This is a genomic window from Mesorhizobium sp. M1163 (assembly GCF_040318415.1).
Lineage (GTDB): Bacteria > Pseudomonadota > Alphaproteobacteria > Rhizobiales > Rhizobiaceae > Mesorhizobium.
Genome location: NZ_JAMYMF010000035.1, coordinates 44,631 through 67,120 on the forward strand (window position 1 = coordinate 44,631; position 22,490 = coordinate 67,120).

Sequence of the window (22,490 nt, forward strand, 5' to 3'; positions counted from 1 at the left end):
AAGCTGCCTATTCGAAGGAGTGATCCAATGGCTGCCAAAGATGTGAAATTTCATACCGAAGCCCGCGAGAAAATGCTGCGCGGCGTCGATATTCTCGCCAATGCGGTGAAGGTGACGCTCGGTCCAAAGGGCCGCAATGTCGTCTTCGATAAGTCGTTCGGCGCGCCGCGCATCACCAAGGACGGCGTGACTGTCGCCAAAGAAATCGAGCTCGAGGACAAGTTCGAGAACATGGGCGCGCAGATGGTGCGCGAGGTCGCCTCGAAGACCAGCGACACCGCAGGCGATGGCACCACGACCGCGACGATTCTTGCTCAGGCCATCGTCAGGGAAGGGGCCAAGGCGGTCGCTGCCGGCATGAACCCGATGGATTTGAAGCGCGGCATCGACAAGGCGGTCGACGCCGTCGTCGCCGACCTGAAATCCAATGCCCGCAAGGTGACCAGGAACGACGAGATCGCCCAGGTCGCCGCCATCTCTGCCAATGGCGATGCCGAGATCGGCCGCTTCCTCGCAGAGGCGATGGAAAGGGTTGGCAATGAGGGTGTCATCACTGTCGAGGAAGCCAAGACCGCTGAGACTGAGTTGGAAGTGGTCGAAGGCATGCAGTTCGACCGTGGCTATCTCTCGCCCTATTTCATTACCAACCAGGATAAGATGCGCGTCGAACTCGAAGAACCTTATGTGCTGATCCACGAGAAGAAGCTGTCCAACCTGCAGGCCATGCTTCCTGTGCTCGAAGCCGCCGTGCAATCCGGCAAGCCGCTGTTGATCATCGCCGAGGACGTCGAAGGCGAGGCGCTGGCGACGCTGGTCGTCAACAAATTGCGCGGCGGCCTGAAGGTTGCGGCCGTCAAGGCGCCGGGCTTCGGTGACCGCCGTAAGGCCATGCTCGAAGACATCGCCATCCTGACCGGCGGCACGGCGATCTCGGAAGACCTCGGCATCAAGCTCGAGAACGTCACGCTGGAGATGCTCGGCCGCGCCAAGAAGGTGCTGATCGAGAAGGAGAACACCACCATCGTCGACGGTGCCGGCCGCAAGGATGAAATCCAGGCGCGCATCAGCCAAATCAAGGCGCAGATCGAGGAAACCACCTCCGACTACGACCGCGAGAAGCTGCAGGAGCGGTTAGCCAAGCTCGCTGGCGGTGTCGCCGTCATCCGCGTCGGAGGCTCGACCGAGATCGAGGTCAAGGAGCGCAAGGATCGCGTCGACGACGCCATGCATGCCACACGCGCGGCGGTCGAGGAGGGTATCCTGCCCGGCGGCGGCGTGGCGCTGCTGAGGGCGGCGAAGGCGCTCGATAACGTTGTCGTCGACAATCCCGATCAGAAGACCGGGGTCGACATCGTGCGTCGCGCCATCGAAGCGCCGGTGCGCCAGATCGCCGAGAACGCCGGTGCGGAAGGTTCGATCATCGTCGGCAAGCTGCGCGAGACGACCGACTTCGGCTATGGCTGGAACGCCCAGACCAACGAGTTCGGCGACCTGTACGGGCAGGGCGTCATCGATCCGGCCAAGGTCGTTCGCACTGCGCTGCAGGGTGCCGCCTCTGTTGCCGGCCTGCTGGTGACGACCGAGGCGATGGTGGCCGAGAAGCCGAAGAAGGAAACACCCATGCCTCCGATGCCCGGCGGTGGCGGCATGGACTTCTAAGATCAGGCTTTCAAAGCGAGATTTCGAAACGGCAGATGGGCCGTGTCCGCCAACGCGGGCACGGGCTTGCCGGTTCGGGTCGAATGCTGAGCAGGTGTTGCCATGGATATGACGGACAGTTTTGGGAAGACCGCGGCGCCGACCCGCCCGAAGAACGATTTCAACTATGAAACCGATTGCAGGGCGGCGCTGGCGCCTTTGGTCGACGGCCTGCTGGATATGGCCGAGTCGGCCGGCTGGGACCGCCGCAAGGCTGCCTACACGCTGATGTTTCTGTCGGCTCAACGCGTGGGAGCGGGCAAGGAAGGAGCGTAAATGATCGCGGCGCGGATGCGCGATTGCTTGCTCTAGTGGGGAAATTGGCAGCTTCGCCGACAGCGCTCTAAGCCATCGGTAGCAACCGGCGCATAATCAGCGAGGCGTGGCCGCCCACCCCGTGTGCAGCCGGCCGGCGCTCGACCACTTCGAAACCGTGCTTGCGATAAAAGGCGATTGCCCGGTCGTTGCCCTCGATCACCTCCAGCGCGATGCTGGGAATCCCCGCATGCGCTGCAAGAACCGCGTGCAAAAGATCGGCCGCCAGCCCGGTGCCGTACTCGCTTTTGTCGATATGGAGCCGCTCGAGCATGACATCGCCCTTGTTGCCCATCGCGGCCATCGCGTAGCCGGCGAGCGAGCCGTCCGCCCGCTCGGCCACGAACCACATCTTGCTGTCGTCCCCGAGCTCGGTCACCAGCCGCTCCGGCGCGTGCTTCTCATCCGACAGCCGTGCCGTGGTCTCGGCACCCAGGATTGGCGAATAGGTGTGGCGCCAGGATTGGCCCAGCAGCCGCGATACCGAGGGCACGTCCTGTTCGGTCATGGTTCTTATTTGGGTCATTGGCACCTCGCCTCAGAAACCTGCCCCTTTTGAGCGGAGATGTTCGGCAGGACAGAGAGGTGCTGTCCCGCCGATCCTGCACGGCCGAGTTCAGCGCACATCCGCGCCGGCCGTCATGACTATGTGCTGGCAGACATTGTCGATATCGCGAATGACGTCGTCGTTCCAGAAGCGCAGGATAGTCCAGCCGCTGCTCTCCAAATAGGCGCTGCGTATCCTATCCCGCTCGGCGTGCTCAGCGTCGGCGTGCTGGCTGCCATCAACCTCGACGATGAGGCCGTGCGTCGGACAGGCAAAATCCACAATGTAGGGTCCAATCGGCACCTGTCGGCGAAAGCTCAAATCCATCAGCCGATGCGCGCGAAGCTCATTCCACAGTTTCAGCTCGGCGTCGGTCATCGCGCGACGCATGGATTTTGGATTCTTGCGCTGGCGTGACGGAACGAGATCGTGCCCCACTAGGCGCTCCTGTCTTCGTGATTGGCGAAGTCATGGGTGACGGCCGATCTCCCCCCTTGCGGGGAGATGCCCGGCAGGGCAGAGGGGGGTGCTGTCCCGCCAGCTTGTCAGCCATTTGCAGTCTAATCCTCCTGCTGGAATGGGCTTGGAAGCGGCTTCCATTGAGACGTTGGCGATCCTTCCCACCCCCCTCTGTCCTGCCGGACATCTCCCCCGCAAGGGGGGAGATTGGCTGTTGCCAGCGCTTTTCGCCAACCTCTTGCTGCCTTGCAGCGAAAATCGTCGCCCCCGCCATCACCGCCTTACCCGCGATTTCAGCCAGCGGTCGAAGGCGACGGCGAGGATGAGGATCAGGCCGATGACGATGCTTTGCGTGTATGACGAGACGTTGTTGAATTGCAGCCCGTTCTGCAGGACGCCGATCAGCCCTGCACCGACCACCGTGCCGCCGACGCTGCCGATGCCGCCGAACAGCGAGGTGCCGCCGATGACGACCGCCGAGATCACCGTCAGCTCGTAGCCGATGCCGGCGACGGCTTCGGAGGAGTTGAGCCGCGCCGACAAAACGAAGGCGGCAAGGCCGGCGAAGAAGCCGACGATGATGTAGACCGAGATCAGGATGCGGTCGACGCGCAGGCCGGAGAGCCGCGCGGCCTCGGCATTGCCGCCGACGGCGTAGACGGCGCGACCGTAGCGCGTGTAGCGCAGCACGATGTGGCACAGGATTGCGGCAATCGCGAAGATGATCGCCGGCACCGGCACCGGGCCGATCAGGCCGGTACCGAACCAGCGCATCGAGGCGTCGAAGCCGGAGATCGGGCCGCCATTGGAGATCGTCAGCGTTAGGCCGCGAAACACGGTGAGGCCGCCGAGCGTGACGACGAAGGGCGGTACTTTCAGCCTGGTGATGGCAAAGCCCTGGACACCGCCGGCCACGGCGCCGACGACGACGGCGGCGAGAAGGGCGGCGAACCAGCCATAGCCCAGCGTGCCCGTGGTCGACAGCGACAGCGTGTTGGCGGTGCCGCCCTTGGCCACCACGGCCGCGACCATGCCGCAGAAGGCGAGCAGCGAGCCGACCGACAGGTCGATACCGGCGGTCAGGATGACGAAGGTCATGCCGAGCGCGATCAGGCCGGTGATCGAGATCTGGCGCATGATGTTGAACAGGTTGATCGGGTCGATGAAGCTCGGCTTCAGCACGGTGAAGACGACGATCAGCACCGCCAGGAACATCAGCGGGCCGAAGCTCATCAGCAGGCGCGCAAGATTGATGCCGCCGCGCTGGCTCCGTTCGGTCGTGCTGGTCATCGCGGTGCTTCCTGATTCTGGGCTTCCTGCTTCTGGTCGAGCGCCATCAGTTCCATCAGTCTTTCCTCTGTCGCCTCGATGCCGGGCATCTCGCCGGTGATGCGCCCGCGCCGCATGGTGACGATCCTGTCCGACACCGCAAGCACTTCGGGCAGTTCCGAAGAGATCATCATGATGGCGATGCCGCGCGCGGCGAGCTCTACCAGGATCTGGTGCACCTCCGCCTTGGCGCCGACATCGACGCCGCGCGTCGGTTCATCGACGATCAGCACCTTCGGGTCGCGCGCCAGCCAGCGGGCAAGGATGACTTTTTGCTGGTTGCCTCCCGACAGTCCCTCGATCGGCTGCTCGGGCGAGGCCATGCGGATCGACAGCGTCTTTCTGTAGTTCGCCAGCGCCTCGCGCTCGCGCCGCTCGGCCATGAAACCGGCGGCATTGGAGTAGCGGTCGAGCGCGGCGACGGAAAAATTGGTGAGAATGCCGAGTGCGGCGAAGATCGCCTGGTGCTTGCGGTCTTCCGGCACGAGACCGATGCCGAGCTCGATGGCGTCGGCGGGTGAGGCCGGCGCGATCGGCTTGCCGTCGAGCATGATTGTGCCGGCGGCAATGCGGTCGGCACCGAAGATGGCGCGGGCGAGCTCGGTGCGGCCGGAGCCGACGAGCCCGGCGACGCCGAGGATCTCGCCCGCCTTGAGGTCGAGATCGACGCCTTCAAGGACGATGGCGTGCGGCGCCTGCGGATCGCGCACCGTGCGCAGGCCGCGCACCGAGAGCCGGACGTCGCCGGCGACATCGCGCAGCGTCGGTCTGGCATAGAGCTCGGACGCGGCGCGGCCAACCATCTTCTCGATGATCTTCGGCAGCCTGATCGGTCCGCCCTCACGATCGAGGTGACCGGCCAGCCTGCCATCGCGCAGCACCGTCATGCGGTCGCAAATCGCCGATGCCTCCTCCAGCCTGTGGGTGACGAACATGATGGCGACGCCATCCCTGCGCAGCCGGCCCATAATCGCCATCAGCTTCTGCACTTCGGTTTCGGTCAGCGCCGAGGTCGGCTCGTCCATGATGATCAAGCGGCTCTTCAGCGATAGCGCGCGGGCGATCTCGACCAGCTGCTGTTCGGCCACCGACAGTGCGGAAACCGGCGTCGCCGGGTCGAGATCGAGGCCGACACGAGCGATGATCGCGCGGGAATCTTCCTCCATTCGCCGCCAACTGACCAGCCCGAACCGGCCGAGCGGTGCGCGGCCGATGAAAATATTCTCCGCCACGGTCAGCGTCGGGATCAGGCTCAGTTCCTGGTAGATGGTAACGATGCCGTGGCGTTTCGCATCCTGCGGATTGTGCGGATTGAATTCGACGCCGTCGAAGACGATGCGACCGCTGGACGGCGGCATCACGCCGGACAGGATCTTGAGCAGCGTCGATTTGCCGGCGCCGTTCTCGCCGAGCAGGCCGAGTATCTCGCCGGGGCGGACTTCGAGCGAAACGTCGTTCAGCGCGGTGACGCCGGCAAAGCGCTTGGTCACGCCCTCGACGGTGAGGAGGGCGGTATTGGGCGACGCAGTGGCTTCGGCTGGCAAAAGCTTCTCCCTCGATGCAGTTGTTCACGCCGCGCTTGAACACCCCCCTCTGTCCTGCCGGACATCTCCCCCTCAAGGGGGGAGATCGGATGTCATGGCCGCTTTCGCTAATCTTCGGCGTTGAAGACAGGGCGACGCGTTGAAACTGCCAATCTCCCCCCTTGAGGGGGAGATGGCCGGCAGGCCAGAGGGGGGTGCTGTCCCGCCGGCCTCGCCAATTGGCCCTACTTCGTCTCGCCCAGCCTCTCCGCCTTGTCGAGATTGTCCTTGCCGATGACGATCGGCGTCAAAAGCACCAGCTTTTCCTTCGGCTCGGTCTTGTCCTTGGCGTAGGCGACCGCGATCTGCACCGCAGTGCGCGACTGCTCGCCGGGGAATTGCTCGACCGTGCCGGCCAGCTTGCCGTCGCGCACGGCGACCAGCGCTTCGGGAAGCGCGTCGAAGCCGTAGATCTTGACGTCGGTGAAGTTGCGCGCCGCGCAGGCTTCAACCGCGCCAAGCGCCATGTCGTCATTGGCGCAGATGATCGCGTCGGGCTTGCCGTTGGCGGCAAGGCCGGCCTCGGTGACGGACAGCGCCTCGGCGCGGGCGAAGTTGGCGGTCTGCTCGAAGATGATCTGGTACTTGTCCTTCATCGGATCGAGGACGTTGTGCACACCCTTGTTGCGGTCGATCGCCGGGCCGGCACCGGGCTGGCCCTGCAGATGGAAGATCTTGGCGCCGTTCGGAAACGCCGCCACCATGGCCTGCGCTTCGGCCTCGCCGCCTTTGACATTGTCGGCGCCGACATGGGCGAGGATGCCCTCGACGCCCTCGACACGGCGGTCGATGGTGACGACGGGAACGCCGGCCTTGACCGCTTCTTCGATGGCTGGGGCCAGCGCGTTGACGTCGAGCGGCGAGATGACGATGGCGTTGACCTTCTGCACGAGTGCCGCCTCGATGTCGGCGGTCTGCTTGGGCGCCGAGTTCTGGCCGTCGCTCTCGACCAGGTTGACGCCTTGCGCCTGGGCCTCCGCCTTGATCTGGTTCAGCATGTGCACGAAGAACGGAAAGCCGAGGCTCGGCACCGAACCGAGGATGGTCAGCTTGTCCTGGGCGAAAGCCAGTTGCGGAGCGGCCAGCGCCAGGGCGCCCATCGCCGCGGTCGACAGCAGGAATTCACGTCTGTTGATCAATTTAGTCTCCTCCCAGATGAGCGCACGACCCCGAAACCGGAATGGGTTTTCCGGAAGGTTCCTTGCGTCGATTCAAAATGGAGTGTCCTTCGAGCGCCCAACTCGTGTTTGAAGGGACGCAACGGCGCTCCAGCCGGTCCACCGCGACGTTCTCCTCCGCTCGGTGCCTGCCGGCGGATGCTAGCCAAGGCCGGAGCTTTGCGCAAGAACGGGAGAAGGCAAGACCTACCGATCGATCATCACCATGGTGCGCTCGCCGTAGCGCGGACCGGCGACCTTGCCCGGCGCCAGCGCGTCGTCGAGCACCTGCATCTCGGCGGCGTCGAGCCTGATCGAAGCCGCGGCGACGTTCTCCTCGAGATATTTTCTGCGCTTGGTGCCGGGGATCGGCACGACGTCGATGCCGAAGTCGCTCCCCTTGTGGAGCAGCCAGGCCAGCGCGATCTGGCCTGGCTTGACGCGCTTGGCCGCGGCGATGTCGAGTACCGTGGCTGCCGCCTGCATGTTGGCGTCATAGTTGGCGCCCTGGTAGCGCGGATCGCCGCGCCGGTAATCGCCCTCTGGATAGTCTTCGGCGCGCCTGACATCCGGTGAGAAAACCGCGGCCGAGCGGCGAGAACGGCACCAGGCCGATGCCGAGCTCCTTCAGCAGGGGAATGATTTCCGGCTCGAGATTGCGCTCCCACAGCGAGTATTCGCTCTGCACTGCCGACACCGGATGCACGGCATGCGCCCGGCGGATATTGGCGGCGCCGGCCTCCGAGAGGCCGAAGAAGCGGACCTTGCCCTGAGCAATCAGCTCGCCGACAGCACCCGCCACCTCCTCGATCGGTACCGCCGGATCGACGCGGTGCTGATAGAGGAGGTCGACGTGGTCGCTGGCTAGCCTCCTCAGCGAACCTTCGACAGCCTCGCGGATATGCTCCGGCCGGCTGTCGCGCTCGGTGCCGACTTGCTTGCCGTTTTCGATGCGAAAGCCGAACTTCGTCGCGATCGTCACCTCATCGCGCCGGCCCTTCAGCGCGCGGCCGAGCAGTTCCTCGTTAGCGTACGGCCCATAGACTTCCGCAGTGTCGAGGAAGGTGCAGCCGAGTTCGATGGCGCGGTGCAGCGTGGCGGTCGATTCCGCCTCGTCGGCCGGGCCGTAGGACTGGCTCATGCCCATGCAGCCGAGGCCGATCATGGAAACCTGCAGCCCCTGGCCGCCGAGTTTGCGTGTCGTCAACGTCATGTGAAGTTCTCCAGGTCAGCATCGCGTTCCAAGCCGCCACGTTCAATATAGCGCGCCGGCTCGGTTTCCACAGAGCGAGAGACGCCACCGCGCGAGGGCTCGCAGCGGCCGCCAAATTGACAGCCGACCCGCTCTCGGCCATCCTTAGGCATGCCGCCTTGCGGCTTTGTGCGTGAGTAACCAGCATGGCCAGTTCCGTCACCAGCCAGAAATCCAAGCGCGCCGCGGTGCGCAAGGCGCTCGACCGCCACAAGGTCTACATCACCGCGCAGCGTTTTTCCGCCGGCGGCTACAGTGCGCGGGTGCTGGTCGACGGCGAGGCCTATTGGGTCGACGAATTCCGGCTCAGCCAGCTGCAGCAGGGCCTGTCGCCGGCCGAGCTCGAATTGACGCCGGCCACCGACGATTGAGCGGCGTGACCTCCCATCCTTCGTCATCCCAGGGCGGAGCAGGAGCGAAGCGACGTCGCGGAGACCCTGGGATCCATGCCGTGACATTGGAGCGCCGCTGCGATGGGATTTTGATGCTACGCTCGTTGCTTTTGCCCACCACCTACGCCTAGTCCATGCCAGCTCCTTCGAAGCTCAAGGCCTATCGCGCCAAGCGCGAGTTCACGAGGACGCCGGAACCGGCCGGTGGCCTGGCTGCCGGTGAAGGCAACCGCTTCGTCGTCCACAAACACCACGCCACCGCCGATCACTATGATTTGCGCCTGCAGGTCGGCGACGTGCTGAAGAGCTGGGCGGTGCCGCGCGGCCCGTCGCTGAACCCGGCCGACAAAAGGCTGGCGGTCGAGACCGAGGACCATCCGCTCGAATATATCGATTTCGAGGGCGTCATTCCCGAAGGCGAATATGGCGGAGGACCGATGATCGTCTGGGACACCGGCGTCTGGGCGCCGATGGACGATGTCGAAAAGAGCCTGCGCACCGGCTCCTTCAAGTTCCGGCTCGCCGGCGAGAAGCTCAATGGCGGCTGGATGCTGACGCGGCTGAAACCGAAGCCCGGCGAGGATGAGGGCAAGAAGAACTGGCTGCTGTTCAAGGAGCGCGATCTCGCCGCCGATGCCACGCTCGACATACTGGAAGCCCGGCCGGAAAGCGTCAAATCCGGCCGTCGTATTGAGGAACTGGTGGCACCGCCGAAGCCTGCCGCCAAACCTGCCAAGCCGGTGGTGCTGAAACCCGGCGCTTTGCCGGGCGCCGTCAAGGCGCCCCCGCCTTCCCGGATCGAGCCGCAGCTGGCGACCTCCGTGGCCAAGCCGCCGGACGGTGAGGATACTGGGGAGGAATGGCTGCACGAGATCAAGTTCGACGGCTACCGCACCATGGCGCACCTGGCCGACGGTGCGGTCAGGCTGATCACCCGCGCCGGCCTCGACTGGACGAAGCGCTATGGCGACCTGCCGCTTGCCTTCGCCAGGCTGCCGTGCCGGGAGGCGATCATCGACGGCGAGGTCGTCGCGCTCGACCCCAAGGGCATCAGCCGCTTTGCCCTTCTGCAGGACGCGCTGGCCGAAGGCGCCGGCAACAAGCTCCACTTCTACGCTTTCGACCTCGTCTATCTCGACGGCTGGGACCTGACAAAAGCGCCGCTTCGGCGGCGCAAGGCGCTGCTTTCGCAACTTCTGTCCGGTCTCGGCGCCAACTCCGCCATCCAGCTCAGCGATCATGTCGAAGGCGACGGCCAGGCGCTCTATGACCAGGCATCCGAGATGGGGCTGGAGGGTGTGGTGTCGAAACGCGCCACGGCGATCTACCAGAGCGGCCGCACCAAAACCTGGACCAAGACCAAGGCGCTCCAGACCGGCGACTTTGTCATCGCTGGCTACACCGTCTCCGACGCGGCCGAGGGACTCGCTGCACTTGGCCTCGGCGAATTCGAAGACGGCGAGCTGCACTATCGCGGCAAGGTCGGCACCGGCTTCGATGCCGCGACCGCAGGCGAATTGCTGGCGCGGCTGGAGCCGTTGCGGGCCGGTGCATCCGCGCCCGAGGGCGTTCCGCGCGAGATCATGCGCGAGATGAACTGGGTGCGGCCGCTGCTTTCGGCGCATATCCATTACGCCAACCGGACCACCGACAATGCGCTGCGCCATGCCGTGTTCCGCGGCCTGCGTGACGTCGGCCTGTCGACGCCGGTTTCGGCCAAGCGCAAGCGGCTGATCGCCGAGGCCGACCTCGCCACAATCTGGGTGACCAACCCGACGCGGCGGCTGTTCGGCAAGACCGGCCCGACCAAGCTCGACATCGCCGTCTATTACGCGCTGGTCGGCGATTTCATGCTGCCGCACATTCTCGGCCGGCCGGTCTCGCTGGTGCGCTGCCCGACCGGCAAGCCGCAGGACTGTTTCTTCCAGCGCCACGCCTTCACCGGCATGCCGTCCTCGGTGGCGACCTTCGAGGCGACGAATTCGGAGGGCGAGACCAAATCCTATCTCTCGGTGGAAGACGCCAAGGGCTATCTGGCTCTGGCGCAGTTCGGCGTCGTCGAGTTCCACACTTGGGGCACCCATCGCACGCGGCTCGACAAGCCGGACCTGATCGTTTTCGACCTCGACCCGGGCGAAGGGATCGCCTGGCGCGAGGTGGTTGAGGCGGCGGTGCACATTAAGGGCGAGCTGGAAGCGCTAGGGCTGGTGCCGTTCGCCAAGACCTCCGGGGGGCACGGCATCCACATCACCGTGCCGGTGACGCAAAAGCAGAACTGGAAGAAACTGCACCAGGCGACCAGCGCCATCTCCACGCATCTTGCCGCCACCGCGCCCGACACTTTCACCACCACCATGGGCAAGGACAACCGCAAGCGGCGCATCTTCATCGATTTTCACCGCAATGCGCGCGGCCACACCTCGGCGGCTCCCTATTCACTGCGCGCCCGCACCAATTTGCCGGCCTCGACGCCGGTCAGCTGGAGCGATCTGGAATCCATCGATGCTCCGCAGGATCTGAATTATTCCTCGCTGCCGGGCCTTCTGGCGACGTCAGGCGACCCTTGGGCCGACATGGAAGATTTCGCCAGGGATTTGCCGGCGATAGGCACCGCGACGTAGTTCTGCGAGCGCGGCCCAGACTCCATCGACGCTCCGGAAAATTTGAATTATTCTTCGCCACGGACCTCTTGCCTGCAGGCGGCTCCCAGCGGAGGAAGATTTCGCTAGGGATTTGCCGGTATTGTAAGGGGCAATGTAGGATTTCGGCAGCCGCATTCGTCCTCCGGACGAAACAGCGCTGCGAACAGTTCGACAGCACAAGGCCGCGTAGGAGTATTTCATGGCGCCCAGGGCAAGTTGGAAAGGTTACCTCAAGCTCAGTCTGGTCAGCTGTCCGGTCCGGCTCTATCCGGCGACCAGTGCCAGCGAGCGCATCAGCTTCAACCAGCTGCACAAGAAGACGCACAACCGCATCAACATGAAGCCGGTCGACCCTGAACTCGGGTTGGTCGAGCGTTCGGACCTGGTCAAGGGCTACGAATACGAGGACAAGCAATACATCATCATCGACGATACCGATCTCGACGCGGTGCGCATCGAATCCAACCATACGATGAACATCGAGGCCTTTGTCGACGAGCGTTCGGTCGACGTCATCTACCAGGACGCGCCCTATTACCTGGCGCCGGATGGCGCAATGGCCGAGGAGACCTTTGCCGTGTTGCGCGAAGCGATGCGCAAATCCGGCAAGCTGGCGATCGCCCGCCTCGTGCTGTCCAGCCGCGAGCGCGTGGTGACGATCGGCGCGCGCGAGAACGGCATGTTCGTCTGCACCTTGAGGAATCCGAACGAAGTGCGTGGCACGGCTGAATATTTCGGCAATATCCCGGCCGGAAACCCCGATCCGGAAATGCTGCAATTAGCCGAAGCGCTGATCAAGCAGAAGGAAACCACCTTCGACCCGAAGAATTACGAGGACCGCTACGAGATCGCGTTGATGACGATGATCCGCGAGAAGCTCAAGGGCCACAAGCCTATCATCGCGGCGGCACCTGAGCGCGGCAACGTCATCAATCTCATGGATGCGCTGAAGGCGAGCCTGTCGCAGTCGGCCAAGCCACCGGCCAAGTCGAAGAGCAAGGCCGATGAAACAGCCAAGCCTGCGGCGAAATCCGCCAAGGCCGGCGCTGGCGCGGCCAAGGAAAACCCGCTCAAGGCGAACCTTCTCAAAGCCGTCGGCAAGAGCAAGGCGTGACGGCTCTTGCCGGCACGGTCTTCGGCATCGTCGGCGCGCTGGCGGCCTTTCCGCTCAGGCTGGCGGCGCGCGAGGTCGCGCGCCAGCACGGCCAGTTGCGGCGCGGCGTCACTCGGCGCACCACGCATGTCGTGTTGGGCCGCATGTTGCTCGCCAGGGCCGGCGACATCGAGATCGAGCGCCGCGTCGCTGCGGAACGTGCAGCCGGGCGCAGGCTGGTCAGCGAGAACGGCTTCCTGCGGCTGCTCGGGTTGATGAAGGCACCGGAAGCCTCGACGCTGTCGCGGCAGTCGCTGATCGATCAGTCGCGGCTGACCGGCGCCGATCTCGACCTTTTGTCGCTGTTCGACGCCTTCGAGCATGATTGCGAACCGTATTCCTTCCGCGACCTGATCCTCGCCCGCAAATATGCCGGGCTGGTCGCCGGCGGCGCCTCATGGGGGGCGATCGTGCGGTCGGTGCATCGCTCCGGCCCGATCGCCTCGCTCACCGCCAAATCGCTCAATGTCGGCTCGCAGCACGGGCGGGCCGACGCGATCTATCTCGAGGGCGGCCAGAGCGAAGTCAACGGCCAGCTGCTGTTCGATCTGGGAACGCAGGATGACGACACGCTGGAAGAGCTGTTCGCCGATGCCGAGGCGGCGGAAGAGGCTGAAGACCACGAGCAGGCCGCGGCACTCTACCAGCGCTGTCTAGCCATCGACCCGAGCGATGCCATCGCCGCCTTCAACCGCGCCAACTGCCTGCGCGCCTCCGGCCACGCGGCCGAGGCGGCGCACGACTATGCCCGCGCCATCAAGTGCGACCCGGTGTTCGTCGAGGCATGGTTCAATCTGGCCGGGCTGATGAGCGAAGAGGGGCGGGTGGCGTCGGCTCGGCGGCATCTGCTGAAGGCGATTTCGCTAGATGCGAAGTACGCCGATGCGGTGTTCAACCTTGCGAGGCTGGAGTTCGACGCCGGCAATCTAGCCGAAGCGCGGCGGAACTGGGCGCGCTACCTCGAACTCGACGCGGATTCCGAATGGGCACGTATGGCGGCCAAGGGTATCCAGTTCGTCGATTTGCAGCTGGCGCGGATGTCGGGGGGTTAGGGCTTCATTTGGTCGCGCTTGAACACCCCCCTCTGTCCTGCCGGACATCTCCCCCGCAAGGGGGGAGATCGGCAGCTTCTCCTTACCGCCCGCCTTCCAACGTTGGTGATTGGCGAAAGCGATGGCGACATCCAATCTCCCCCCTTGCGGGGGAGATGGCCGGCGGGACAGAGGGGGGTGCGAAGGAACTCGGCCTTCATCTGCGGGCCACCCCATGACGACCTTCCTCTTCGACGGTGCCGACACCGCCCCAATCACCATCCTGCTCGCCCATGGCGCCGGGGCGCCGATGGATTCGCCCTCGATGACCGCCACGGCAAAAGCGCTGGCCGCAGCCGGCTTTCGCGTTGTGCGCTTCGAGTTCCACTACATGGCGGCCCGCCGCTACGGCCATCGCAAGCCGCCGCCGCGCGCCGAGACGGTGAACCCGGAATATATCAAGGCAATCGCCGATCTCAGGGCGAAGGGCGTGAAGGGTCCGCTGATCATCGGCGGCAAGTCGATGGGCGGACGCGTCGCTTCGATGATCGCCGACGAGATGTTTTCAAAGGGCGAGATTTCAGGGCTGCTGTGTCTCGGCTATCCCTTCCATCCGCCGGACAAACCGACGCAGCTTCGGACAAAACACCTCGCCGACCTCAAGACGCCGACATTGATCTTCCAAGGCACGCGCGACGAGTTCGGGACCAAAGACGAGGTCGCGACCTATGCTCTGTCCGACGCAATCGAGATCTCCTGGCTGGAAGACGGCGACCACGATCTGAAGCCGCGCAAAAACATCTCCGGCTTCTCCACCGCCGATCATCTGAAGACGCTGGCTGATGCAGTGAAGGCGTGGACCGAACGGATCGTGCGCTGAAGCAGGCCGATGAAGATCGCCACCTTCAACGTCAACAACATCAACGGCCGGCTGCCAAACCTGCTCGCATGGCTGGCCGCCGCCAAACCCGACATCGCCTGCCTGCAGGAGCTCAAGGCCAGGCAGACGCAGTTTCCGCGCACCGCGCTTGCGGCGGCCGGCTACGGGGCGGTGTGGGTCGGGCAGCCGACCTGGAACGGCGTCGCCATCCTTTCGCGTGGCTCGGAGCCGGTGCTGACCCGCGAGGCGCTGCCCGGCGACGACGGCGACCAGCAGGCGCGCTACATCGAAGCGGCGGTCAACGGCATCGTCGTCGCCTGCCTCTACGCGCCGAACGGCAATCCGCAGCCCGGCCCGAAATTCCAGTACAAGCTGGCCTGGCACGAAAGGCTGGAGACGCATGCGGCGCAGTTGCTCGACACCGGCCTGCCGGTGGTGCTGGCCGGCGACTACAACATCGTGCCCGAGCCGCGCGACATCTACCCGACCCGCTCCTATGACGACAACGCGCTGGTGCAGCCGGAAAGCCGGGCATCGTTCCAGCGGCTGCTCGACCAGGGCTGGCTTGATGCGCTGCGCAAGAAGCACCCGACGGAGACGCTCTACACATTCTGGGACTATCGCCGCAATCGCTGGCCGCGCGATGCCGGCCTGCGGCTCGACCATATCTTGCTCAGCAAGAAGCTGTCGCGCCGGCTGGTAGCGGCGGGCATCGACCGCGACGTGCGCGGCGAGGTCGGCGCCAGCGACCACGCGCCGGTCTGGCTGGAATTGAAGTGAGGCACGAAAGCTGGCGCCGCCTTTCCGGGCGGCAACCAGTCAGGTTGGCCGCGCCGCTTCGCGGGCGAACGCCTCGATCAAAGGGGCGTATCCCTCAAGGTCGGGCTGAGTAGCGAAACTGTAGGTAGCGGCGGTCGAAGCCCAGGGCAGCTTTTCCGAAGTGAAGACTTCGACGAAGGGCACGTACCAATGGTGCTCGTCCAGCATGGTCGCGCGCACGTTGACAAGGAAATCCAGGCCATGCGGACGCGTGAACATCCAGTTCTTGCAGTGCGGGCAATAGAGCTGCCGGTGCGGGCCGTGCAGGCCGCCGACCACCGGCTCGCCTTGCGTTATGGCGAAACCGTCGCTGGGCACGGCGATGGTCAGGGAATACGCGCTGGCGCTCAGCTTCTGGCAGCCGGTGCAGTGACACGCCGTCGTCAGCAAGGGCGGCGCGCTGATGCGAAAGCGTATTCCACCGCACAAGCAACCGCCGTCCCAAGGTAGCTTCCAATCGTCCATCGCTGGCCTCGCCTTAGCCTCTGCCAGCGATCTAGCGCGCGACCGCCAAGCTGCTATCTCACCGTTGAGGGTCCCAGAAGGGAGGAGATCGGCAGCTTCACGTCCTTCCCCCAGGAATCGTGAACACCACGTCGGCGCGGCCGTAGCCGCCATCGGCGACCTCCTCGATCAGCACCATCGTGTAGGGGCGCACGCCTTCGCCGAACATCTCGACGAACAGGGCTGTGGTCTTGTGGACGAGGTCCTCCTTCTGTCCGGCGGACAGCGCGCGCTCAGGCACCTTGAAATTTGCAAACGGCATGATGTCGATTTCCTGTTGATTGTTGGAGGTAAAGTCAGACCGTGCCGCCATTGGCGCGCAGCACCTGGCCGTTGACCCAGCCGCTGTCCGGTCCGGCGAGGAACGACACCACGCCGGCGATGTCGGCGGGCTGGCCGAGCCGCCCGAGCGGGATCATCCTGGTGATCGTTTCGACCAGTGCCTCGGACTTGCCGCCGAGGAACAGTTCGGTGGCCACCGGCCCCGGCGCCACGACATTGACGGTGATGCCGCGTGGCCCGAGTTCCTTGGCCAGCACATGGGTCATCGCCTCGACGCCGGCCTTGGTGGCAGCGTAGACACCGTAGGTCGACTGGTAGAACCCGACCACGCTGGACGAGAAGCTGATGATGCGGCCGCCCTCGCGCAGCCGCCTTGCGGCCTCGCGCATGCCGCGGAAGACGCCGCCGAGGTTCACCGCGATCTGCTGCTCGAAACCGGCGTCGTCCATCTGCGCGATCGGCGCGAGCTTCATGATGCCGGCATTGTTGACCAGCACGTCGAGGCCGCCAAAGGCCTGCTCGGCTGCGTCGAACAGATGCGCCACGCCCTTGGGATCGCCGACGTCGGCTTGGACGGCGATCGCCGTGCCGCCCGCCGCCTCGATCCCGCGCACCACGCCTTCGGCGGCTTCATCGCCCCTGGCATAGTTGACGACGACCGAAAAGCCGTCGCGCGCCAGCCGCCTGGCAATTTCGGCGCCGATACCCTTCGAGGCGCCGGTTACCAACGCTACCTTTCCATTCCGCGTAGTCATGTCAGCTCTCCAATTCTTGTCGACTGAAATAGGCGACAAATCTTGCGGGATAATCGCTCGGGACTTGCCAACACCATTCGGATATGGCGAACAATGGCGATGGACAGTCTCGACCGGATGCGCCTGCTTGCCCGTGTGATCGAGCGCGGCAGCTTCACCGCGGCTGCCGCCGATCTCTCGATGTCGCGATCGACCGCCACCGAGGCGATCAAGGACCTAGAGGCGCGGCTGGGGGTGAGGCTGCTCGAACGCACCACGCGCCATGTCACCCCGACGTTGGACGGCCAGGCCTATTACCAGCGCTGCCTCGCCATCCTTGCCGATGTCGAGGATGCCGAGGCCGGCTTTCAATCGGCGCAGCCGCAGGGCCTTTTGAGGATCGACGTGCACGGCTTCATGGCCCGGCATTTCATCCTGCCGCGGCTCTCCGAGTTCCTCGACCGCTACCCCGGGATCGACCTGCATATCGGCGACGGCGACCGGCTGGTCGATCTGGTGCGCGAGGGCATCGACTGCGTGCTGCGTTCCGGCGAACAGGCCGACAGCGGCATGATCGTTCGGCGGGTGGCAACATTGCGCGAAGTCACATGCGCCAGCCCCGCCTATCTCGAAAAGCACGGCATGCCGGCAACCCCCGACGATCTCGAAGGCCATCTGATGGTCGGCTTCCGCTCGTCGCGGACCGGCGAGGTCATGCCGCTCGAATTCACCGTTGGCGGCGCGTTGCGCTATGTCAGCCTGCCCAACCGGGTGACGGTCAACGGCTCCGACACGATGGCGGAGCTGGCGCGCCTCGGTTTCGGCCTGGTGCAGGCGCCGCATTACCGCTTCGCCGGGGATTTCGCGCGCGGCACGCTTGTCGAAGTGCTGCCGGACTACCCGCCGTCACCGACACCGCTGTCGGCGCTCTACCCGCAGAACCGCCAGCTCGCGCCGCGGGTCCGCGTGTTCATCGACTGGGTGACCGGGATTTTTGGCGAGGATGGGACATCGGGCCGGGCGTGATCGTGCACCGGGGCCGCCGGGCTACTTTGCGAAGGGCCGCGATACTTCACGCCCCCCTCTGTCCTGCCGGACATCTCCCCCACGAGGGGGGAGATCGGCGGCTTCAACGGCGGCGCCGAGCATCCTTGACCCACCTACCACCCACGCTATGCTCGCATCCATGTCAGGGACCAGCCCCGCGGCCACCGCACCGCTCATCGTGATCGACCTTCAGACCGGCATGTTCGACGGCGTTGCCGAGCCGCCGATCCATGATGCCGACGGCATGGTTGCCCGGACCCGCGCGCTGATCGAATGGGCACGGCGGAGCGGGCGCAAGATCGCCTTCATCAGGCACGACGGCCCGCAGGGCGATCCTCTGGCGCCGGGTGAGCCGGGCTGGCCGGTGTGGCCGGCGCTCGGCCAGGCTGAGGACGAGCCGATTTTCGCCAAGCGTGTCGGCGACGCGTTCAGCAATGCCGCGCTTGCAGAATGGGTAGTCGGGCAGGGCGCCGGCGAGGTCGTTCTCATCGGCGCGCAGACCGATTTCTGCGTGGCGGCCACGGTGAAGGGCGCCTTTGCAGCGGGCCTGGGCGTCACGGTGGTTTCCGACGCCCACAGCACGCTCGACGCCGCCAGCGAGACGGCCGCGGAGATCATCGCCCGGCACAATGCGGCATTTGCCGCCACCGGGGTTAAACTGGTGACGACAAAAGCCCTGACCGATAGCTGATCCGCCGGCTCATCCCTACGCCGTCAAAGCCTGATCCAGCCGGGAAGAAACTGGCGGGTTCAGACAATTTGGCGCGGGGCACCTCATCACTTGCGGGCTTCCGCCGGCGCGGCCTATCGCGTATTGGCGCGGGACCTCTCCTTTGGCCTTTCCCGGAAAACCATGATTCGTCTCGAAAGCATCAGCAAGCAGAACGGCCGGCAGATCGTCTTCATCGAAGCCTCCGCCGCGTTGCAGAAGGGCGAGAAGGTCGGGCTGGTCGGGCCTAACGGCGCCGGCAAGACGACGCTGTTTCGCATGATCAACGGCGAGGAGCAGCCCGACGAGGGCCAGGTCTCGGTCGATCGCGGCGTCACCATCGGCTATTTCAGCCAGGATGTCGGCGACATGGAAGGCCGCAGCGCCGTTGCCGAAGTGATGGACGGCGCCGGGCCGGTGAGCGAAGTGGCGGCCGAGATGCGCGAGCTCGAGCACGCCATGGGCGACCCCGATCGCGCCGGTGAGATGGACGAGATCATCGCCCGTTACGGCGAGGCGCAGCATCGTTTCGAGGAGCTCGACGGCTATGCGCTGGATGGGCGCGCCCGCGAAGTGCTGGACGGGCTCGGCTTCAGCCAGGAGATGATGGACGGCGATGTCGGCAAGCTGTCCGGCGGCTGGAAAATGCGCGTGGCGCTGGCCAGGATCCTTTTGATGCGGCCCGACGCCATGCTGCTCGATGAGCCGAGCAACCATCTCGACCTCGAAAGTCTGATCTGGCTGGAGCAGTTCCTGAAGAACTATGACGGCGCGCTGCTGATGACCTCGCACGACCGCGAGTTCATGAACCGCATCGTCAACAAGGTGGTCGAGATCGACGGCGGCTCGCTGACCGCTTACTCCGGCAACTACGAATTCTACCAGCAGCAGCGGGCGATTGCCGACCGGCAGCAGCAGGCGCAGTTCGAGCGCCAGCAGGCGATGCTGGCCAAGGAGATCGCCTTCATCGAGCGCTTCAAGGCGCGCGCCTCGCATGCCGCCCAGGTGCAGAGCCGGGTGAAGAAGCTGGACAAGATCGACCGTGTCGAGCCGCCCAAGCGCCGCCAGAAGGTGTCGTTCGACTTCCAGCCGGCGCCGCGCTGCGGCGAGGACGTGGTGACGCTGAAGAACGTGCACAAGGGCTATGGCAGCCGCTCGATCTATGAGGGGCTCGATTTTCAGGTGCGTCGCCGCGAGCGCTGGTGCATCATGGGCGTCAACGGCGCCGGCAAATCGACGCTGCTGAAGCTGGTGGCCGGCGCTTCCGAGCCGGATAATGGCACGGTGGCGCGCGGCCCGAGCGTCAAGATGGGCTATTTCGCCCAGCACGCCATGGAAGTACTGGAGGGCGAGCGCACCGTGTTCCAGACGCTGGAAGACGCGTTTCCGCAGGCCGGCCAGGCGCCGCTCAGGGCGCTGGCCGGCTGCTTCGGCTTTTCCGGCGATGAGATCGAGAAGAAATGCCGCGTGCTGTCGGGCGGCGAGAAGGCACGGCTGGTGATGGCACTGATGCTGTTCGACCCGCCCAATTTGCTGGTGCTGGACGAGCCGACCAACCACCTCGACATCGCCACCAAGGAGATGCTGATCACGGCACTGTCGCAGTACGAGGGGACCATGCTGTTCGTCTCGCATGATCGCCATTTCCTGGCGGCGCTGTCGAATCGCGTTCTGGAACTGACACCCGAGGGGATTCATACCTATGGCGGCGGCTATACGGAGTATGTCGAGCGCACCGGGCAGGAGGCGCCGGGGTTGAGGAGCTGAGGCGCGGACCCAGCTCTAAGCACGAGCTGTTCAGCCGTGTATCGCAATTTCGCGCAGCGGATCGCCGCCGTCGATGAACAGCCGGCCTTGCGCGGTCAACACAGCGCCGAGCCGTTGCAGGGCGATTTTTCCCGCTTCGGGATGACGACCGTCCAGCGCGCCGACGCGCACCGCAACGGCAATGTCGAAGCGCTTCTCGTCGGCCTCCAACTCGAAATCTTCGATCGCGACCTGGCGAAGACTCAACCGGCCTGCCGCAATCTCGGCGCGCGAGGCGGCTCCGGCCTGTGCGATGGCCTTGGCGGAGCGATCGATCGCCAGCACATGCCCGCCGCCGATCCGGCGCGCGATCTCGCGCGCCGCAGCACCTGGTCCGCAGCCGATCTCCAGCACGCGCATGCCCGGCCGCAAAGGCAGCGCGTTGATGATCGCCAAAAGCCTTGGCGACAAGTCGTTCGCCATTCCCTGTTCTCCAGCTTTTTGCGATCCGAGATTAGCGACCGCGGCCGGCGACAGGAAGAGACGCGGACATCGCCGATGCATTCACCAAGCTGCCGGGTCGAGGAGGGGCATGATCAACATCGAAGAGAACTGGTCGGTCGCCTCAACTGCGGCGGCCGAGCGGCCCGGCGTCGTTGACCTGAGGGGTAGGGAGGGACTGGCGCCGAGCCTAACCGGTGGGGGGTAGATTACCGGCCGTTTATGTGTATACGCTCAAGCTAATATAAGAGCAAGCTAATGTTATGCGTCAGCGATGCGGGACGTTGGTTTCTGATCAGTGGACGGCCGCCGCCTCCTGGCCGCGCACTCCAACCGACCCAACACCGCTTATTGCCTTCAAATCGTGGCTCCAATGCTGTACCCAGCCCGAATTCAAGGAGCCTCGATGACCTCACATCCCGACATCCCCGACGCCAGCATGGCCGTCGATGCGGCCGGCATGACAGCCGATGAAGAGCGTGCCGACGAGGCGGATGCCGCATGGCAGGACGATGTTCGCGAGGGCGTGCGGCATATAGGCGATCTGGATTCCCTGCCGCTGTCGCCTGCCGAGCGCGCGGCGGCCGAAGCCGCGGCCACGCGTCACAAGGTTCGCATTCCCAAGGCCTATCTCGACCTGATCGACTGGAGCGACCCGGCCGATCCGATACGGCTTCAGGTCATTCCGTCGCCAGATGAACTGACGGAGCAGGAGGGCGAACTCGACGATCCGATCGCCGACTACGCCTTCAGTCCGGTGCCGCGATTGACGCATCGCCATGCCGATAGGGTTCTACTGTTCCCGACCTATCAATGCGCGGTCTATTGCCGGTTCTGCTTTCGCAAGGAGTCGCTGACCTCGATCGGCCGGGGTTTTTCGCGCGAGGCGCTGGGGCCGGCCTTCGCCTATATCGAGTCCCATCCGGAAATCCGCGAGGTGATCCTGACCGGCGGCGATCCGCTCTCCCTGCCGGACAAGGCGCTGACGGAAATCCGCGCCCGCGTCGAGGCGATCCAGCATGTGCGGCTGTTGCGCATCCACACCCGCGTGCCCGTGGCGCTGCCCTCGCGCGTCACCAGCGGGCTGGTTCAAGCCTTGCAGGGCCGGCTGATGGTCACGGTCGTCACCCATTTCAACCATCCACGCGAGATCACCGAGGCGACCGAGCGGGCCTGCCGCACGTTGCGGCAGGGCGGCTTCGTGCTGCTGAACCAGAGCGTTCTGCTGAAAGGCGTGAACGACACGGTCGAGGTGCTGGAAGAGCTGTGCCGCGAGCTGATGTACCGCCTTGGCGTCAAACCCTATTACCTGCACCACGGCGATCTCGCGCGCGGCATGGCGCACCGGCGCACCACGATCGCCGAGGGCCAGGCGCTGGTCAGCGCCTTGCGCGCGCGCCTGTCGGGCATCTGCAACCCCGTCTATGTGCTGGACCTGCCGGACGGCGGAGGGAAAGTGCCGCTCGGCCGGTCCTATCTCGAGGCGCGGGACGGGGAGACATGGCAGATACGTGGGCTTGATGGGGTTGTGAGGGCGTATAGGGAGGTTGCTGGGGAGTAGGGGACGCGCAGCCGCCGAACCGTCGAGGTCGCGTTCAGCTTATGTAGTGATGTCCCATATAGATATCATGGTCTAGACAGGACATGTTCGGTTCTGGGAATGTGCATTGGACGTTCCGCTAGTTTAGTCAACTAATATATATCGCCCAA

Annotated in this window: 21 protein-coding genes and 1 pseudogene; 12 read left to right on the plus strand and 10 right to left on the minus strand. The window is 64.9% G+C overall.

The window, feature by feature from the left end; translation table 11 throughout:
- Positions 1–27 precede the first annotated feature (27 nt).
- Both groL and NKH43_RS27765 read left to right on the plus strand, forming a co-directional pair.
- Positions 28–1,659 (plus strand): chaperonin GroEL, encoded by a 1,632-nt coding sequence (gene groL / locus NKH43_RS27760; RefSeq protein ID WP_023718104.1) that lies wholly within the window; start codon positions 28–30, stop codon positions 1,657–1,659.
- A 102-nt stretch (positions 1,660–1,761) separates the two neighbouring features.
- Positions 1,762–1,974, plus strand: a complete 213-nt coding sequence (locus tag NKH43_RS27765; protein ID WP_352860843.1) for a hypothetical protein — start codon at positions 1,762–1,764, stop codon at positions 1,972–1,974.
- A gap of 67 nt (positions 1,975–2,041) precedes the next feature.
- Here the strand turns inward: NKH43_RS27765 and NKH43_RS27770 are convergent, their stop codons facing one another.
- The 6 genes and pseudogenes from NKH43_RS27770 to NKH43_RS27795 all read right to left on the minus strand — a co-directional run bounded on the left by NKH43_RS27770 (position 2,042) and on the right by NKH43_RS27795 (position 8,301).
- A complete protein-coding gene (locus NKH43_RS27770) occupies positions 2,042–2,521 on the minus strand; it encodes a GNAT family N-acetyltransferase (RefSeq protein WP_023718106.1) in 480 nt (159 codons plus the stop codon).
- A gap of 108 nt (positions 2,522–2,629) precedes the next feature.
- Positions 2,630–2,998: an endonuclease domain-containing protein gene (locus tag NKH43_RS27775; RefSeq protein ID WP_352860845.1), complete on the minus strand. Its 369-nt coding sequence runs from the start codon at positions 2,996–2,998 to the stop codon at positions 2,630–2,632.
- Positions 2,999–3,292: 294 nt separating this feature from the next.
- Positions 3,293–4,309, minus strand: coding sequence for an ABC transporter permease (locus NKH43_RS27780; RefSeq protein WP_352860847.1), 1,017 nt, complete (start codon positions 4,307–4,309; stop codon positions 3,293–3,295).
- Entirely contained in the window at positions 4,306–5,892 is a 1,587-nt protein-coding gene (locus NKH43_RS27785) for a sugar ABC transporter ATP-binding protein (RefSeq protein ID WP_352860849.1), read from the minus strand. Before NKH43_RS27785 ends, NKH43_RS27780 begins: the two co-directional genes overlap by 4 nt.
- Positions 5,893–6,116: 224 nt before the next feature.
- Positions 6,117–7,067, minus strand: a complete 951-nt coding sequence (locus NKH43_RS27790; RefSeq protein WP_352860887.1) for a substrate-binding domain-containing protein — start codon at positions 7,065–7,067, stop codon at positions 6,117–6,119.
- Between the two features lie 228 nt (positions 7,068–7,295).
- Positions 7,296–8,301 (minus strand): annotated as a pseudogene (locus NKH43_RS27795) (aldo/keto reductase).
- A gap of 185 nt (positions 8,302–8,486) precedes the next feature.
- Between NKH43_RS27795 and NKH43_RS27800 the strand changes: the two are divergent.
- The 6 genes from NKH43_RS27800 to NKH43_RS27825 all read left to right on the plus strand — a co-directional run bounded on the left by NKH43_RS27800 (position 8,487) and on the right by NKH43_RS27825 (position 15,218).
- Entirely contained in the window at positions 8,487–8,711 is a 225-nt protein-coding gene (locus tag NKH43_RS27800) for a hypothetical protein (protein ID WP_023718112.1), read from the plus strand.
- A gap of 155 nt (positions 8,712–8,866) precedes the next feature.
- On the plus strand, positions 8,867–11,353 hold the full coding sequence (gene ligD, locus NKH43_RS27805) for a DNA ligase D (protein WP_352860850.1): 2,487 nt from the start codon (positions 8,867–8,869) through the stop codon (positions 11,351–11,353).
- Positions 11,354–11,573: 220 nt separating this feature from the next.
- Positions 11,574–12,488 (plus strand): non-homologous end joining protein Ku, encoded by a 915-nt coding sequence (gene ku / locus NKH43_RS27810; RefSeq protein WP_023718114.1) that lies wholly within the window; start codon positions 11,574–11,576, stop codon positions 12,486–12,488.
- Positions 12,485–13,579, plus strand: coding sequence for a tetratricopeptide repeat protein (locus NKH43_RS27815; protein WP_352860852.1), 1,095 nt, complete (start codon positions 12,485–12,487; stop codon positions 13,577–13,579). Before ku ends, NKH43_RS27815 begins: the two co-directional genes overlap by 4 nt.
- 214 nt (positions 13,580–13,793) lie before the next feature.
- The gene (locus tag NKH43_RS27820) at positions 13,794–14,438 is read left to right on the plus strand and encodes an alpha/beta hydrolase family protein (protein WP_352860854.1); all 645 of its coding nucleotides are present in this window, start codon (positions 13,794–13,796) and stop codon (positions 14,436–14,438) included.
- A 9-nt stretch (positions 14,439–14,447) separates the two neighbouring features.
- On the plus strand, positions 14,448–15,218 hold the full coding sequence (locus NKH43_RS27825) for an exodeoxyribonuclease III (RefSeq protein ID WP_352496062.1): 771 nt from the start codon (positions 14,448–14,450) through the stop codon (positions 15,216–15,218).
- Between the two features lie 39 nt (positions 15,219–15,257).
- On the opposite strand, the gene NKH43_RS27830 is transcribed toward NKH43_RS27825, so the two are convergent.
- From NKH43_RS27830 to NKH43_RS27840, 3 genes are all read right to left on the minus strand, one after another.
- Complete coding sequence (locus NKH43_RS27830) at positions 15,258–15,722, minus strand: GFA family protein (RefSeq protein WP_352481634.1); 465 nt, start codon at positions 15,720–15,722, stop codon at positions 15,258–15,260.
- A gap of 97 nt (positions 15,723–15,819) precedes the next feature.
- Positions 15,820–16,023: a tautomerase family protein gene (locus NKH43_RS27835; protein WP_292656388.1), complete on the minus strand. Its 204-nt coding sequence runs from the start codon at positions 16,021–16,023 to the stop codon at positions 15,820–15,822.
- 34 nt (positions 16,024–16,057) lie between these two features.
- Entirely contained in the window at positions 16,058–16,798 is a 741-nt protein-coding gene (locus NKH43_RS27840) for an SDR family oxidoreductase (RefSeq protein ID WP_352860856.1), read from the minus strand.
- Between the two features lie 99 nt (positions 16,799–16,897).
- Between NKH43_RS27840 and NKH43_RS27845 the strand changes: the two genes are divergently transcribed.
- From NKH43_RS27845 to NKH43_RS27855, 3 genes are all read left to right on the plus strand, one after another.
- Positions 16,898–17,803 (plus strand): LysR family transcriptional regulator, encoded by a 906-nt coding sequence (locus NKH43_RS27845; RefSeq protein WP_352860889.1) that lies wholly within the window; start codon positions 16,898–16,900, stop codon positions 17,801–17,803.
- Positions 17,804–17,963: 160 nt separating this feature from the next.
- Positions 17,964–18,515 (plus strand): isochorismatase family protein, encoded by a 552-nt coding sequence (locus NKH43_RS27850; RefSeq protein WP_352860857.1) that lies wholly within the window; start codon positions 17,964–17,966, stop codon positions 18,513–18,515.
- Between the two features lie 162 nt (positions 18,516–18,677).
- A complete protein-coding gene (locus NKH43_RS27855; protein ID WP_352860859.1) occupies positions 18,678–20,300 on the plus strand; it encodes an ABC-F family ATP-binding cassette domain-containing protein in 1,623 nt (540 codons plus the stop codon).
- 30 nt (positions 20,301–20,330) lie between these two features.
- Here NKH43_RS27855 and NKH43_RS27860 read toward each other — a convergent pair whose 3' ends face one another.
- Positions 20,331–20,762, minus strand: coding sequence for an SAM-dependent methyltransferase (locus NKH43_RS27860; protein ID WP_352496066.1), 432 nt, complete (start codon positions 20,760–20,762; stop codon positions 20,331–20,333).
- Positions 20,763–21,186: 424 nt separating this feature from the next.
- On the opposite strand from NKH43_RS27860, the gene NKH43_RS27865 reads away from it, so the two are divergent.
- Positions 21,187–22,341: a KamA family radical SAM protein gene (locus tag NKH43_RS27865; RefSeq protein ID WP_502906519.1), complete on the plus strand. Its 1,155-nt coding sequence runs from the start codon at positions 21,187–21,189 to the stop codon at positions 22,339–22,341.
- Positions 22,342–22,490 lie beyond the last annotated feature (149 nt).